This is a genomic window from Erwinia mallotivora (genome assembly GCF_000590885.1).
In the GTDB taxonomy this organism is placed as follows: domain Bacteria; phylum Pseudomonadota; class Gammaproteobacteria; order Enterobacterales; family Enterobacteriaceae; genus Erwinia; species Erwinia mallotivora.
This window is the reverse complement of sequence record NZ_JFHN01000045.1, coordinates 1-13,799: the sequence shown is the minus strand read 5'-3', so window position 1 is coordinate 13,799 and position 13,799 is coordinate 1. Positions and strand designations below refer to the sequence as shown.

Annotated in this window: 13 protein-coding genes; 7 read left to right on the top strand and 6 right to left on the bottom strand. The window is 52.5% G+C overall.

Going from position 1 to position 13,799, the window contains the following annotated elements; translation table 11 throughout:
• Window positions 1-29: 29 nt before the first annotated feature.
• From rng to csrD, 6 genes are all read right to left on the bottom strand, one after another.
• The gene (gene rng, locus BG55_RS08880) at window positions 30-1,499 is read right to left on the bottom strand and encodes a ribonuclease G (protein WP_034936657.1); all 1,470 of its coding nucleotides are present in this window, start codon (window positions 1,497-1,499) and stop codon (window positions 30-32) included.
• Window positions 1,489-2,085 carry a Maf family protein gene (locus tag BG55_RS08875; protein WP_034936655.1) on the bottom strand — a complete coding sequence of 199 codons (597 nt, stop codon included), beginning with the start codon at window positions 2,083-2,085 and terminating at the stop codon, window positions 1,489-1,491. The genes rng and BG55_RS08875 overlap by 11 nt, the downstream gene beginning before the upstream one ends.
• An 8-nt stretch (window positions 2,086-2,093) precedes the next feature.
• Complete coding sequence (gene mreD, locus BG55_RS08870) at window positions 2,094-2,582, bottom strand: rod shape-determining protein MreD (protein ID WP_034936653.1); 489 nt, start codon at window positions 2,580-2,582, stop codon at window positions 2,094-2,096.
• Window positions 2,579-3,610, bottom strand: a complete 1,032-nt coding sequence (gene mreC / locus BG55_RS08865; protein WP_034936652.1) for a rod shape-determining protein MreC — start codon at window positions 3,608-3,610, stop codon at window positions 2,579-2,581. The genes mreD and mreC overlap by 4 nt, the downstream gene beginning before the upstream one ends.
• Before the next feature lie 71 nt (window positions 3,611-3,681).
• The gene (mreB, locus tag BG55_RS08860) at window positions 3,682-4,725 is read right to left on the bottom strand and encodes a rod shape-determining protein MreB (RefSeq protein ID WP_003855260.1); all 1,044 of its coding nucleotides are present in this window, start codon (window positions 4,723-4,725) and stop codon (window positions 3,682-3,684) included.
• A gap of 312 nt (window positions 4,726-5,037) precedes the next feature.
• Window positions 5,038-6,987 (bottom strand): RNase E specificity factor CsrD, encoded by a 1,950-nt coding sequence (csrD, locus tag BG55_RS08855; RefSeq protein ID WP_034936650.1) that lies wholly within the window; start codon window positions 6,985-6,987, stop codon window positions 5,038-5,040.
• A gap of 191 nt (window positions 6,988-7,178) precedes the next feature.
• Here csrD and acuI point away from each other — a divergent pair, with 191 nt between their 5' ends.
• The 7 genes from acuI (at window position 7,179) to BG55_RS08815 (ending at window position 13,765) form a co-directional block, all read left to right on the top strand.
• On the top strand, window positions 7,179-8,153 hold the full coding sequence (gene acuI, locus BG55_RS08850) for an acrylyl-CoA reductase (NADPH) (RefSeq protein WP_034936648.1): 975 nt from the start codon (window positions 7,179-7,181) through the stop codon (window positions 8,151-8,153).
• A gap of 140 nt (window positions 8,154-8,293) precedes the next feature.
• Window positions 8,294-9,295: a protein-methionine-sulfoxide reductase catalytic subunit MsrP gene (msrP, locus tag BG55_RS08845; RefSeq protein ID WP_034937358.1), complete on the top strand. Its 1,002-nt coding sequence runs from the start codon at window positions 8,294-8,296 to the stop codon at window positions 9,293-9,295.
• Window positions 9,295-9,897 carry a protein-methionine-sulfoxide reductase heme-binding subunit MsrQ gene (gene msrQ / locus BG55_RS08840; protein WP_034936646.1) on the top strand — a complete coding sequence of 201 codons (603 nt, stop codon included), beginning with the start codon at window positions 9,295-9,297 and terminating at the stop codon, window positions 9,895-9,897. Before msrP ends, msrQ begins: the two co-directional genes overlap by 1 nt.
• A 238-nt stretch (window positions 9,898-10,135) precedes the next feature.
• A complete protein-coding gene (aroQ, locus tag BG55_RS08835) occupies window positions 10,136-10,588 on the top strand; it encodes a type II 3-dehydroquinate dehydratase (RefSeq protein WP_034936644.1) in 453 nt (150 codons plus the stop codon).
• Between the two features lie 21 nt (window positions 10,589-10,609).
• On the top strand, window positions 10,610-11,083 hold the full coding sequence (accB, locus tag BG55_RS08830) for an acetyl-CoA carboxylase biotin carboxyl carrier protein (protein WP_034936641.1): 474 nt from the start codon (window positions 10,610-10,612) through the stop codon (window positions 11,081-11,083).
• Window positions 11,084-11,094: 11 nt separating this feature from the next.
• Window positions 11,095-12,444: an acetyl-CoA carboxylase biotin carboxylase subunit gene (gene accC / locus BG55_RS08825; protein ID WP_034936638.1), complete on the top strand. Its 1,350-nt coding sequence runs from the start codon at window positions 11,095-11,097 to the stop codon at window positions 12,442-12,444.
• 104 nt (window positions 12,445-12,548) lie between these two features.
• A protein-coding gene (locus BG55_RS08815) for an IS3 family transposase (protein ID WP_152542550.1) occupies window positions 12,549-13,765 on the top strand; the annotation gives its coding sequence in 2 pieces (ribosomal slippage) (window positions 12,549-12,893 and window positions 12,896-13,765; 1,215 coding nt in all).
• Window positions 13,766-13,799: the final 34 nt, after the last annotated feature.

Here is a 13,799-nt window from a genome sequence, read left to right as displayed (position 1 = left end):
ACTTCTCCTTGCCTTGCGCCACTCCTGGATCACATCATAACCACGTCGAACTGCTCCTGAGTATAGAGCGGTTCGATTTGCACTTTCACCTGCTTACCAACGAAAATTTCCACTTCCGCCAGCGCATGGGACTCATCGGTTTTCAGCGCTTCCCCCACGGCAGGAGAAACATAAACCAGAAAGCGATCTGAATCATAAGCATGATGAACCCGGACAATTTCACGCATGATCTCATAGCAGACGGTTTCCACGGTTTTCAGCGTTCCACGACCTTTACAGACCGGGCAGTCCTGACAGAGGACATGTTCAATACTCTCCCGCGTGCGCTTGCGCGTCATCTCCACCAAACCCAGCGCTGAGAAACCACTGATCCCGGTTTTGACCCGATCTTTGCTCAATGCCTGTTCCAGGGAATGCAGTACCCGCCGCCGGTGATCTTCATTATTCATATCAATAAAGTCGATAATGATAATTCCACCCAGATTGCGCAGCCGCAACTGACGGGCAATCGCCTGCGTCGCCTCGATATTGGTATTAAAGATGGTTTCGTCGAGATTACGATGACCAACAAACGCCCCGGTATTGATGTCAATGGTGGTCATCGCCTCGGTCTGGTCGATGATCAGATATCCGCCGGATTTCAGTTCAACTTTACGATCCAGGGAGCGCTGAATCTCATTCTCAACATCAAACAGATCAAAAACAGGCTGCCTGCCGGTATACAACTCCAGTCTGGCGGTCATCTCCGGGATATATTCACTGGTAAACTCCACCAGATGCTCATAAGTCAGTCGCGAGTCGATGCGGATACGATCCAGCGCCGCGCCAGCAAAATCGCGTAAAATGCGTTGCGACAACGCGACTTCTCCGTACAAACGGCAGCGGGTCTGATTGCGTTTTTTACGCTCAATCACTTTGGTCCAAAGTCGCTTAAGGAAAGCCGCATCAGAGGCCAGCTCCCGTTCGCCAACGCCTTCAGCTGCCGTCCGGATGATATATCCACCCAGATCGTCGCAGTAAGATGCCACTACCGCCTTCAGACGCTCACGTTCAGTTTCACTTTCAATACGCTGCGATACACCAACATGCGAAGCACCCGGCATAAACACCAGATAGCGGGATGGCAGAGTGATGTCGGTGGTCAGCCTGGCACCTTTGGTGCCCAGCGGATCTTTTACCACCTGTACCATCAGGTCCTGCCCCTGACGCACCAGCTCGGAGATATCACGCACGGAAAAATTTTTTCGCTCATCGCCAGCCACACATTCGGTATGCGGCACGATATCTGATGCGTGCAAAAAGGCGGCCTTCTCAAGGCCAATATCAACAAAAGCAGCCTGCATTCCGGGCAACACCCGGCTTACCCGGCCTTTATAGATGTTGCCGACAATGCCTCTGCGCGCTTCGCGCTCAATATGGATTTCCTGCAAAATACCGCCATCGATTAAAGCAACGCGCGTTTCAGATGGGGTGATGTTAACCAGCAGTTCAGCGGTCATGATGTTCTTCCTTCACCTCACGCAGCGACTGGAAATGGCTGAAAAGCTCCGCCGTTTCAACCAGAGGAAGTCCAACCACCGCGTGATAGCTTCCGTTAATTTTTCTGACGAAGTTTCCGCCGTACCCCTGGATGCCATAAGCACCCGCCTTATCCATGGGCTCACCACTGGCGACATAGCGGGCAATGTCTTCGCCAGACAGTGTTCGGAATGTCACCTCGGTGATAACCAGACAATCCAGTAAGTGCTGACGGTCTGCCAGCGCCACGGCCGTCATCACCAGATGCGTCTGGCCCGAAAGTTTAGCTAACATTTCGACGGCTGCCTGCTCGTCTGCCGGTTTTTCCAGTACGTCGTTGTTTAACACTACAATGGTGTCCGCCCCCAGCACCGGCAAATCGTACTTTGCGACGGCTACGCCAGCCCGTGCTTTTTCACGCGCAAGACGGCAGACATAGACTTCAGCGGTTTCATCAGGACGTTTTATTTCTTCGATTTGCGTACTCAGTGGCGCAAAACTGAAGCCAAGCTGCGTTAACAATTCACGGCGGCGAGGAGAACCGGAGGCCAGATAGAGGGAAACCATAGTCTTCCTTATTGAACAGCAAACTGACGGCGAATTTTTCTCATCAGCAAGAACAGCCAGGGCCACAGAATACCGTCTATTAAGCTACTCCAGAAAATTTCTGGTCGGAACGAGACATTAATCACTAAAAACTGGGCCCAGAAAACGATGACATCCATTGCCAGCGACAGAACCATCACCATCAACGCCTGCTGCCAGAGCGCCAGATTGCGAAACAGCTGAAATTTGAAGGCCACAAGATAGGCAACAATGCTGAATGCCAGCGCCCGTACACCCAGCGTGGAGCCTGAGATCAGATCCATTATAGAACCCATCAGGAAGCCCGTACCAACATTCACACGGTGTGGTAACGCCAGCACCCAGTAGATCAATATGAGTAGCAACCATGATGGCCTGAACATAAACAGCTGGTCAGGCCAGGGCATGATTTGCAGCACCAGTGCAACCAGGAATGACAGCCAGATAACCCAACGCCCGTGGCTGCGATAACTGGTCAAGGCTGGCCTCTGCGAGACGCTGGTGCAGACTGGGCGGTAGCCGGAGCCGAACCTGCGCTGGAAGGATTCACTGTGGCAGAGTTTTCAGGTGCAGGTGGTCCCATGATTTCACTGGCAGCAGGCAGAACCTGCGGCATCATCTGCATCAGACGTTCGTTGGCCACGCGATGCACCTCATTTGGTGCCAGTGCTGGCATGGTGCCATTACGATCGGCACCCCACAACAGCAGCAGGTAGCGCAGGCGCTGTAAACCCGCGGTGGGACGTGCCTGAATCACGGTATAAGCACGTTGCGTGTCCAGCTTAACGCTGGATACCACGCCGACGGGATAGCCTTCCGGGAAACGCCCACCAAGGCCAGAGGTAACCAGCACATCTCCCGGACGAATATCGGTGTTTCCTGGCAGATGCTCGAGCTGAAGATCTTCTGCACAGCCGTTGCCCGCAGCAATCACACGAATGTCGTTGCGCAGCACCTGGATAGGTAACGCATGGGAGGAGTCACAAATCAGCATAACCCGACTGGTAATTTTACCCACGGCAACCACCTGCCCTACCACCCCTTTATCGCTGATGACCGGCTGACCTTCATACACACCGTTCAGACTGCCTTTGTCGATCACCACCTGATCGGTATAAGGGTCGGTGCCAGTGGAGATAACCTGCGTCACCATTTTGTGCTCGTCCTGACGTAACGGTGAACCCAGTAATTCGCGCAGCCGGGCATTCTCCTGCTTGAATTGCCCTGTCAGCAGCAGTTCACTGTTTTTCAACATCAGTTCACGATGTAACGCTTTATTTTCCAACTCAAGCTGCTGGCGCGAGGCCAGTGTTTCAGAAACACTGTCCAGAACCTGACGTGGCCCATTGGCAAGAAAATAGAAAGGACTGACCGCCGTATCCATATAGGTGCGAATCTGGCTGAAAGCGCCCAGCCGGCTGTCGGCGATAATTACCGCTATCGCCACCACAACCGCTAAAAACAAACGTAGTTGCAGAGAAGGGCCTCTGCTGAAGATCGGCTTCATAAATTCGGCGTATTCCTCGACATCTTAAAAAAGGAGCGCAGAGAGGTGATTCCACACTCCTTTGTGGCAGATTATTCTTCGCTGAACAAATCGCCGCCGTGCATGTCGATCATTTCCAGGGCTTTTCCGCCACCGCGCGCCACACAGGTCAGTGGATCTTCTGCCACCACAACCGGGATCCCGGTCTCTTCCATCAGCAGGCGATCCAGGTTACGCAGTAATGCACCGCCACCGGTCAACACCATGCCGCGTTCAGAGATATCAGATGCCAGTTCTGGCGGGCACTGTTCCAGCGCCACCATCACCGCGCTGACGATACCGGTCAACGGCTCCTGAAGAGCTTCGAGAATTTCATTGGAGTTCAGCGTAAAACCACGAGGCACACCTTCCGCCAGGTTTCGGCCGCGGACTTCAATTTCACGCACTTCGTCGCCTGGGTAAGCCGAGCCAATTTCGTGCTTAATTCGTTCTGCGGTCGCTTCGCCAATCAGTGAGCCATAGTTGCGGCGCACGTAATTGATAATGGCCTCATCAAAACGATCGCCACCAATTCGCACAGATGAGGAATAAACCACGCCGTTGAGGGAGATGACCGCCACTTCAGTCGTGCCGCCACCAATATCCACCACCATCGAACCTGTTGCTTCAGATACCGGCAGACCGGCACCAATCGCTGCGGCCATCGGTTCTTCAATCAGGAACACTTCACGTGCGCCAGCCCCCTGGGCTGATTCACGAATTGCACGGCGCTCAACCTGGGTGGCACCAACGGGTACACATACCAACACACGCGGGCTTGGACGCATGAAGCTGTTGCTGTGAACCTGCTTAATAAAGTGCTGGAGCATTTTTTCAGTGACGAAAAAATCAGCGATCACACCATCTTTCATTGGACGGATAGCGGCAATATTGCCTGGAGTACGACCCAGCATCTGTTTGGCGTCATGACCGACAGCCGCTACACTTTTTGGGGAACCGGCACGATCCTGACGGATAGCAACAACAGAGGGCTCATTAAGAACAATGCCCTGTCCTTTCACATAAATGAGGGTATTGGCTGTACCCAGGTCGATGGACAAGTCGTTGGAAAACATGCCACGGAATTTTTTAAACATACTGAAGGATAATCCTGCTAGCTGGGGGCGGATGATAAAATCCGCTTACTTTACCAACCACACGAAGCAGCGACAAGGCGCAAAAACAGTCTGCTTCGGTGAAAAATCACGCTGTGTCCCGCTTCATTTACCGGTCCACCGAGAGCAATAAAAGCACCTGAATTCAGGCTCCCTGCTCCGACATTAAGGCCGATATACGAACACAACGCACACAAAATCTTACATTCCCCGGTCTTACTGGTTGACCCGGTTAATCATTGCCGGCACCACAGCCGCGCGGCTATTCTACGTGAAATCCAGCTTAACGGCAGACTAAACTCTGTATCTTTGCGAAAATTTTTTAACATCACTGTTAAGAAGTTCAGAAGGAGCAAAATAATCGCCCTGACCGCCTTCAACGCCCAGTTCAGCCAGCGTCTGCCATTGCGCCCCCGTCTTGACGCCTGCGGCAAAAACCCGCGTTGTCGTTCCTTTACAACTCTCCAGCAGGCTTTGCACAAAAAGCTGGTTTTCAGTACGCCGTTCGATATTACGAACCAGCCCCGGATGCAACTTAATCAGTTCCACATCATACTGCGTAATGTAGCCAGTGCTGACTACCGTTAGTCCCGCCTGACTTATCGCAATTCGACAACCAAATCCTTTCAGCAAACGAAAAGCACTCCCCAGGCGATTGATGTGTTGACAAACATCAGCTTCCGCAAGTTCAAATAAAATGCAATTTCTTTGCGATTTAGTGTATTGCAGCAGCATATCGCGTAGCCAACACTGAAAAGGGCGTTGTAACAGTGAGTCTGGGGTTAATGGAATGGCCAGTGTCTCACCAGGCCAGAGTGGCAACAGCGCCAGTATACGGCTAACCAGCTGGCGGTCGTAGCCCTCCGCCATGCCCAACTGCTGAACAAAGGGTAAATATTCGGCCGATGACACTTCTTTTTCGCCGTCAAAGATTCGGGGCATCATTTCGCGATGGTGGACGTCACCTTTACAGGTGACCGCGGGTTTTTGGTATAAACGTGGTCCCCCACGCTGGAGCGTATTCTCCAGCAACGTCCGCCACTTCACGCTCCCCCGGCTGCGATCCTGCTGGGGGACTTCGCCCACCGACCAGTTATTTCCCCCTGAAAGGGTCGCATGGCGCGTCGCCAGCTCCACACTCTCCATTACCTGTTGCGTGCTCTGACCACTGTGCCAGCCGCTGATACCGATATGAATCATGTCCTCGCGGTCCAACATTCGCGTTGTCGGCAATGCATCCACCGCATGGATCAGTTGCGAGGCGATGCCGTCGGCATCTTTCAGACTGCGGTGTGGCAGTAATACGGCAAAATCGCTGCGAAAATAGCGCGCCAACAGCGCACCGGGGTAGCGCATGACAAATGTGGAAAGCAGATTGACCAAATCAAACAGGTAGTCTTTGGTCTGGCTGTTCCCCCAGTTATCCCGCAGGGTGTCAAAATCGGGCAGGCGAATCATCATCACCATACCGTGCGCGCCAGCACCTTCAGTGTCTTCCAGCATAGTGGACAGCTGGTTATCGAAGAACATACGATTATTCAGCCCGGTTTTTGCGTCTTTAGCAGCAAAAGCGCGAATCAGCGTATCAATACGGTTGCGCTGCTCGCCAGCTTCTTGCAGATCCGCTAACAGCAGATCGATAGCACTGCTGGCTTTCGGGGGCCATTCATGTACGCTGCCCTGACGTACAGAACCTCTTTCCCCTTTCAGCACCAGGCTGGCACGTGACTCCAGATGTTCCATCCCCTGCAACTGGTTGTACAGCCAGCGGTGGGTCACCAGCAGAATCAGAATCAGGCTGCTGACGATAAAAATAACGATGGTAAAAATGGAGGCGCCGACGAAAGAGCTGAGCCATGTTTTCGTGGTATCGACCCAGACAATCTGAAGTGTAAAGCCGGAATGCTGCTCAAGCCTGATTTCCGTCTGACGATATTTGTTCGGCTCATCCTCTATCACCGCATCCTGATGGTGAGCAAACTCCAGACGTTTCTGGCCGTTTTCAAGGAAGGTAACCCGGAGGATTTGCAGTGGCCCCATTACCTGAGGTAGCCAGGCAACCATCTGCTCGGGTGTTTCAGCCACCAGGGCGGCATCAATATCTTCCGCCATAGTCTGCAATCGGTGCTCAGCACGTTGATCGCTGAGGTAAAAGAAGCTGATTACACAGCCCACCAGCGTCAGTAACATCGCCAGCGCACTGAGAAGCGTAATCATTGCTGAAAGTTTTGTGGTTAATCGCATCCCTGTGCTCTTGGACAGTTAAAGAGAGTTCATTAATCGCTGAAACAACTTAATGACCAATACCTGCGGGTGAAAATAACATATCCTCATACACTATTTCGTCACAGATTTCAGAATAGTGATACGTGTCAGGAGTATAGTGTGCTCAGATTTTAATTATACTCTCAGGTGCTATTTTTCAGGAGATTCTCATGCAAGCTCTTGTTATTGAACAGACTGAAGGAAAAACTCTTGCGTCCGTGAAAACGCTGAACGCCGATACGCTCCCGCCGGGTGATGTGCTGGTTGATATCGACTGGTCGAGCATTAATTACAAAGATGCTATGGCGATCACCGGCCAGGGGAAAATTATCCGCCAGTTCCCGATGATTCCGGGGATCGATTTCGCCGGTAAGGTTCATCACAGCGATGATAACCGCTTTCACGTCGGACAAAATGTGCTGCTGACCGGATGGGGCGTCGGAGAGAATCACTGGGGCGGACTGGCGGAACAGGCCCGGGTGAAAGCCGACTGGCTGGTCCCCTTGCCGGAGGGGCTTGATGGCCGTAAGGCCATGATTATCGGTACCGCAGGTCTGACCGCCATGCTCTGCGTCATGGCGTTGGAAGAAGGGGGAATTACGCCCGACAGCGGGGAAGTGGTGGTCACCGGGGCCAGCGGCGGCGTCGGAAGTACTGCCGTGGCACTACTGAGCGCACTTGGCTACCGGGTTGCTGCGGTCAGTGGCCGCGCCTCCACCCATGATTACCTGCGCCAGCTGGGGGCGGGTGAAATTCTGCCTCGCAGTGCTTTCGGCGATTCTCGTCCGTTGGAAAAACAGCGCTGGGCGGGTGCTGTAGATACCGTTGGCGATAAAGTGCTGGCCAGCGTACTGGCGCAGATGAACTATTCCGGGGTGGTGGCGGCCTGTGGTCTGGCGGGTGGATTCGCGCTCCCGGCAACGGTAATGCCTTTTATTTTGCGCAATGTACGTCTGCAAGGGGTGGACTCTGTTAATGCCCCAATGCCTCGCCGGGTTGAGGCCTGGCAAAGACTGAGCGCTGTCCTGCCAGAGACTTTTTACCAACTGGCTACCCGTGAAGTCTCGCTGGCTGAAGCGGCTGAAAGCGCGCTGAAGCTTATCAACAACGATGCAACTGGCCGGATGCTGGTTAAAATCCGCTAACTCTTCGCCCCTGCCACTGGCAGGGGCGATCTTCCCTCTCCTTAAACAAACGCCACTTTTTTTGCTGCCTGACCTCGCTGAATGTCCGCTCTTTGCGCATGCTGAAAGCTGCAAAGAAACAATTTGTGGAGAAGAACCTGATGAAGTCTGTCAATAAGCTGACTGAAAACGATGTCACACCAGAAAGCGTTTTTAACGCCCAACGCCGGCAAATCCTGAAAGCGCTGGGAATAAGCACCGCGGCCCTCTCTTTTCCTTCTGCGCAGGCGGATGTGCTGTCATGGTTCAAAGGAAACGATCGTCCGAAGGCGGCCTCCGGCAAATCACTCAACTTTTCCAGTCCAGCACAGTATCAGGCTACATTGCCGCTGACACCGGAAGATAAAGTCACGGGTTACAACAATTTTTACGAATTTGGCCTGGATAAGGCAGACCCGGCAGCCAATGCCGGTACGTTGAAAACCCGCGACTGGAAAATTGAGATTACAGGTGAAGTCGCGAAGCCTTTAACACTGAATATGGACGACATTTATAAACGCTTTCCGCTGGAGCAGCGCATCTATCGCATGCGCTGTGTGGAAGCCTGGTCAATGGTCGTCCCCTGGATTGGTTTCGAACTTGGACAATTGCTGCGGGCAGCCGAACCCACCAGCAATGCCCGCTATGTCGCCTTCCAGACTGTTTATGCTCCGGATGAGATGCCAGGTCAGAAAGATCGCTTTATTGGCGGAGGGATTGATTACCCCTACGTCGAAGGCTTACGTCTGGACGAGGCAATGCATCCACTCACCCTGCTGACCACCGGGGTTTATGGCAAAGCGCTGCCGCCGCAAAATGGCGCACCAATCCGCCTGACCGTCCCCTGGAAATATGGCTTCAAAGGGATTAAATCTATCGTCAAAATCACGCTGGTAAAGGATATGCCACCCACCACCTGGAACCAACTGGCGGCTAATGAGTATGGATTCTATGGCAACGTCAACCCGCATGTTGACCATCCACGCTGGTCGCAGGCGACAGAGCGCTTTATCGGCGCGGGCGGCATCCTGGATGTGAAACGCCAGCCAACGTTGCTGTTTAATGGCTATGCACAACAGGTTGCTTCGCTCTATCGCGGTATGGATCTGCGGGAGAATTTCTGATGTATCGCCTGACCGTTAAACAGATTACCGGCCTGAAAATTGTGCTTCATCTGGCGGGCTTTTTACCGCTCGTCTGGCTGTTTTTTGCCCTCGATCACAACATGCTCAGCGCCGATCCGGCAAAAGATATCCAGCATTTTACCGGCAGAATGGCACTAAAATTTCTGCTGGGCACCCTGTTAGTGACGCCGCTGGCCCGCTACGGAAAACAGCCGTTGCTCATCCGTGTTCGCCGCCTGCTCGGGCTGTGGTGTTTTGCCTGGGCCACACTGCATCTGCTCAGCTATTCACTGCTGGAGCTTGGCATCAGTAATCTTGCTTTGCTCGGCTCGGAACTGGTTACACGCCCCTATCTGACACTGGGTATCATCAGCTGGTTCATTTTGTTATTACTGGCCCTGACCTCTTTCCGGCAGGCACAAATCAAGCTGGGCAAACGCTGGCAAACATTACACAACACGCTGTACATTGTGCTGATTCTCGCCCCCATTCATTATCTCTGGTCGGTTAAAACCTTCTCTCCTCAGCCGTGGATTTACGCCAGCATTGCTTTCATCCTGCTGGCATGGCGGTACAAAAAGTTTCGGCAGTGGTGGCGCTAAGGTCATCAGGACGAATTCTGTTGTATGCCGCGAGGGTGCCACCCATTCCGGTCATAAAGACCCAGGGTGGATAATCTTCGCTGATAAGACCAGTATTTAGCTGCGAATTGCCACGAAATCGTTATAATGCCCGGCGTTGAAACGGCTGAGAGCCCAAATTTCATCGTTAAAGGTGACAAATGGCTTTTGGCATTGTATTTTGTGCGATGATTCAATTATCGCAGGAGATAGCAGCAAGATGGCTGAAAATTTTCATATCCTTCTCCTGAATGGTCCCAACCTGAATCTTTTGGGTAGCCGTGAACCAGAGAAATATGGGAAAACGACGCTGGCAGAGATCGTTAGCGACTTAACATCGCAGGCTGACGCGCTCAAGGTGAAGCTGAGTCATCTCCAGTCCAATGCGGAGTATGCGTTGATTGACCGCATTCATGAAGCAAAAGGTAACGTCGATTATATCGTCATTAACCCGGCAGCTTTCACCCATACCAGCGTAGCGCTTCGTGATGCTCTGCTTGCAGTCAGCATCCCGTTTATTGAAGTGCATCTGTCGAACGTGCATGCACGTGAGCCATTTCGCCATCATTCTTATCTTTCTGATATTGCCGCTGGAGTCATCTGTGGCCTTGGTGCCGATGGTTATTCCTGGGCTTTACAGACAGCTGTGAAACGCCTGTCACAATCTAATTAAACAGAGTACGGAACCACACTCATGGATATTCGTAAGATTAAAAAACTGATCGAACTGGTTGAAGAATCCGGTATTGCTGAACTGGAAATCTCTGAAGGTGAAGAGTCCGTTCGCATCAGTCGCTCTCCGGTTAACACTGGTTATCCGATGATGCAACAAGCCTATGCAGCACCAATGATGCAGCAGCAACCCGCACTGGCCACCGCCGTTGCGCCAGCCACCACACCTGCCATGGAAGCCCCTGCGGCTGCCGAGATCAGTGGTCACATCGTACGTTCACCAATGGTCGGTACTTTCTACCGTACGCCAAGCCCTGACGCGAAAGCGTTTGTTGAAGTCGGGCAGAAAGTGAATGCCGGCGATACCCTGTGCATCGTTGAAGCGATGAAAATGATGAACCAGATCGAAGCCGATAAATCCGGCGTAGTAAAAGCGATCCTGGTCGAAAGCGGTCAGCCAGTTGAATTTGACGAGCCGCTGGTAGTCATCGAATAACGAGGCGAACCATGCTGGATAAAATTGTTATAGCTAACCGTGGCGAGATTGCGCTGCGTATTTTACGTGCCTGTAAAGAGCTGGGCATTAAAACTGTTGCCGTGCACTCCAGCGCGGACCGTGATTTAAAACATGTTCTGCTGGCAGATGAGACCGTTTGTATCGGCCCTGCTCAGTCAGTAAAAAGCTACCTGAATATCCCTGCGATTATTTCAGCCGCTGAGATAACCGGAGCAGTAGCTATCCATCCGGGTTACGGTTTCCTCTCGGAGAATGCCGACTTTGCCGAACAGGTTGAGCGTTCAGGCTTTATCTTTATTGGCCCCAAAGCTGAAACTATTCGCCTGATGGGGGACAAAGTTTCCGCCATCACCGCGATGAAGAAAAGCGGTGTGCCAACCGTTCCGGGTTCTGACGGCTCGCTGGGCGAAGACATGGAAAAAAACCGTGCCATTGCCCAACGTATCGGCTATCCGGTAATTATCAAAGCCTCTGGCGGCGGCGGCGGTCGCGGTATGCGCGTGGTCCGGGGTGATAAAGATCTTGAGCAATCCATCAACATGACGAAAGCGGAAGCCAAAGCGGCTTTCAATAACGACATGGTGTATATGGAAAAATACCTGGAAAATCCGCGTCACATCGAAATTCAGGTACTGGCTGACGGTCAGGGAAATGCCATTTATCTGGCCGAACGCGACTGTTCAATGCAGCGTCGTCACCAGAAAGTGGTGGAAGAAGCGCCAGCGCCAGGCATCACCCCGGAAATGCGCCGTTTCATTGGTGAGCGTTGTTCAAAAGCCTGTATTGAAATCGGCTATCGCGGCGCAGGTACTTTTGAGTTTCTGTTTGAAAACGGTGAGTTCTATTTCATTGAAATGAATACCCGTATTCAGGTTGAACATCCGGTCACCGAGATGATTACCGGTGTGGATCTGATCAAAGAGCAACTGCGCATCGCTGCCGGTCAGCCGCTGTCGATCAAACAGGAAGATGTGGTGATCCGTGGTCATGCGGTGGAATGCCGTATCAACGCCGAAGATCCCAACACTTTCCTGCCAAGCCCCGGCAAGATCACCCGCTTCCATGCACCCGGTGGTTTTGGCGTGCGCTGGGAATCGCATATTTACGCAGGCTACGCTGTACCTCCGTATTATGACTCAATGATTGGTAAGCTGATCACTTACGGCGACACCCGTGAAGTGGCTATTGCCCGCATGAAAAATGCGCTGGCTGAGCTGATCATCGACGGCATCAAAGTTAACGTTGAGCTACAGATGAAGATTATGACCGATGAAAATTTCCAGCGTGGTGGTACTAATATCCACTATCTGGAGAAAAAACTTGGTCTTCAGGAAACCTGATCCGATTGTGTGGACAAAAAGGCCGGTATCCCCGGCCTTTTTCTTTGCTTTGACCCGTCCTGAATAGCGTTGACACATTTTCCCGCGATTCTGAGGAGAATGTGATGAAGCAATATGTTAAACGTACACAACGCGACTACTCTCTGTCCTTTAAACTGGCCGTCGTTGAGCAGGTTGAAAAAGGTGAGATGACTTATCGTCAGGCTCAGGAGCGCTACGGTATCCAGGGGTGCTCCACCGTTCTGAAGTGGCTGCGTAAATATGGCCAGCTGGACTGGCACTCTTCAAAGCAGCGCAGCGCACGTGGAGGACTCATGAAAAAATCCCTTCCCCTTACGCCTGAACAACGAATCAAAGAGCTTGAGCAGCAGCTGGCTGAATCCGAAGTGAAGGCGCAGTTCTTTGAGGCCGTCGTGAAGGTCATGAACACTGAGTTCGGTGCCACGCTGACAAAAAAGCAGTTAGCTTCGTTATCGCGCAGGCAAAAACACCCGGACTGACCATCGTCAGGGTCTGCCGGTTTTTAAAAATAAGCCGTCAGGCCTGGTATCAGGGGTGTCAGCGCGTGCAACGTAAGTCAGAGCAGGCCTGCCGCATTACTGAGGAAGTGAAAAACCTCAGGATGCAGCAACCGCGCCTGGGCACGCGCAAGCTGCACCATATCCTTAACTGTCGGGATGCACCTGAACTGCATATCGGGCGGGACAGCCTGTTTACCGTACTCCGGGAGGCCGGGCTGCGGGTACGTCCGGCCAGGGCTTATCATAAAACAACCCACAGCCATCATCGCTTTTATAAGCATCCAAACCTGCTGAAAGACGGGCCGGGGCGGACCGTCATCTCCGGCCCGGAGCAGGTTTGGGTGGCGGACATTACCTGGCTTCCGGTCAGAACCGGCACGGCTTACGTGAGCCTGGTAACCGACGCATTCTCACGGAAAATAGTGGGTTACCATGTGCATGAAAGTCTTCATACAGAGCACGTGGTGAAGGCGCTACAGATGGCACTGAAAAACCGGCATGGCAGGACACCGCTGATCCATCACTCCGATCGCGGCATACAGTACTGCTCAGCGATGTACCAGTCGGTGCATGAAAGACACGGGCTAATCTGCTCAATGACGGATGGGTATGACTGTTATCAGAACGCCATTGCGGAGAGGGTCAACGGAATACTGAAAAACGAGCTGCTGATAACGCGCCCGGCAGACATCGTTCAGGCAGAAATAATGGTGGCGGAGTCGGTAAGAATCTACAATAGCCAGCGACCGCATCTGTCGCTGAAATATAAAACGCCAGATGCAGTACATCAGGCGTTTTGAGGGCGTAAAGTGTCAACCTATGCCAGGACTAGTC

Bases quoted from the DNA above. Each gene is read 5' to 3' on its own strand.
- BG55_RS08875 (WP_034936655.1), bottom strand. From the start codon at position 2,085: ATGGTTTCCCTCTATCTGGCCTCCGGTTCTCCTCGCCGCCGTGAATTG.
- aroQ (WP_034936644.1), top strand. From the start codon at position 10,136: ATGGCTGAAAATTTTCATATCCTTCTCCTGAATGGTCCCAACCTGAAT.
- msrQ (WP_034936646.1), top strand. From the start codon at position 9,295: ATGTATCGCCTGACCGTTAAACAGATTACCGGCCTGAAAATTGTGCTT.
- mreB (WP_003855260.1), bottom strand. From the start codon at position 4,725: ATGTTTAAAAAATTCCGTGGCATGTTTTCCAACGACTTGTCCATCGAC.
- csrD (WP_034936650.1), bottom strand. From the start codon at position 6,987: ATGCGATTAACCACAAAACTTTCAGCAATGATTACGCTTCTCAGTGCG.
- accC (WP_034936638.1), top strand. From the start codon at position 11,095: ATGCTGGATAAAATTGTTATAGCTAACCGTGGCGAGATTGCGCTGCGT.
- mreC (WP_034936652.1), bottom strand. From the start codon at position 3,610: ATGAAGCCGATCTTCAGCAGAGGCCCTTCTCTGCAACTACGTTTGTTT.
- msrP (WP_034937358.1), top strand. From the start codon at position 8,294: ATGAAGTCTGTCAATAAGCTGACTGAAAACGATGTCACACCAGAAAGC.
- rng (WP_034936657.1), bottom strand. From the start codon at position 1,499: ATGACCGCTGAACTGCTGGTTAACATCACCCCATCTGAAACGCGCGTT.
- accB (WP_034936641.1), top strand. From the start codon at position 10,610: ATGGATATTCGTAAGATTAAAAAACTGATCGAACTGGTTGAAGAATCC.
- acuI (WP_034936648.1), top strand. From the start codon at position 7,179: ATGCAAGCTCTTGTTATTGAACAGACTGAAGGAAAAACTCTTGCGTCC.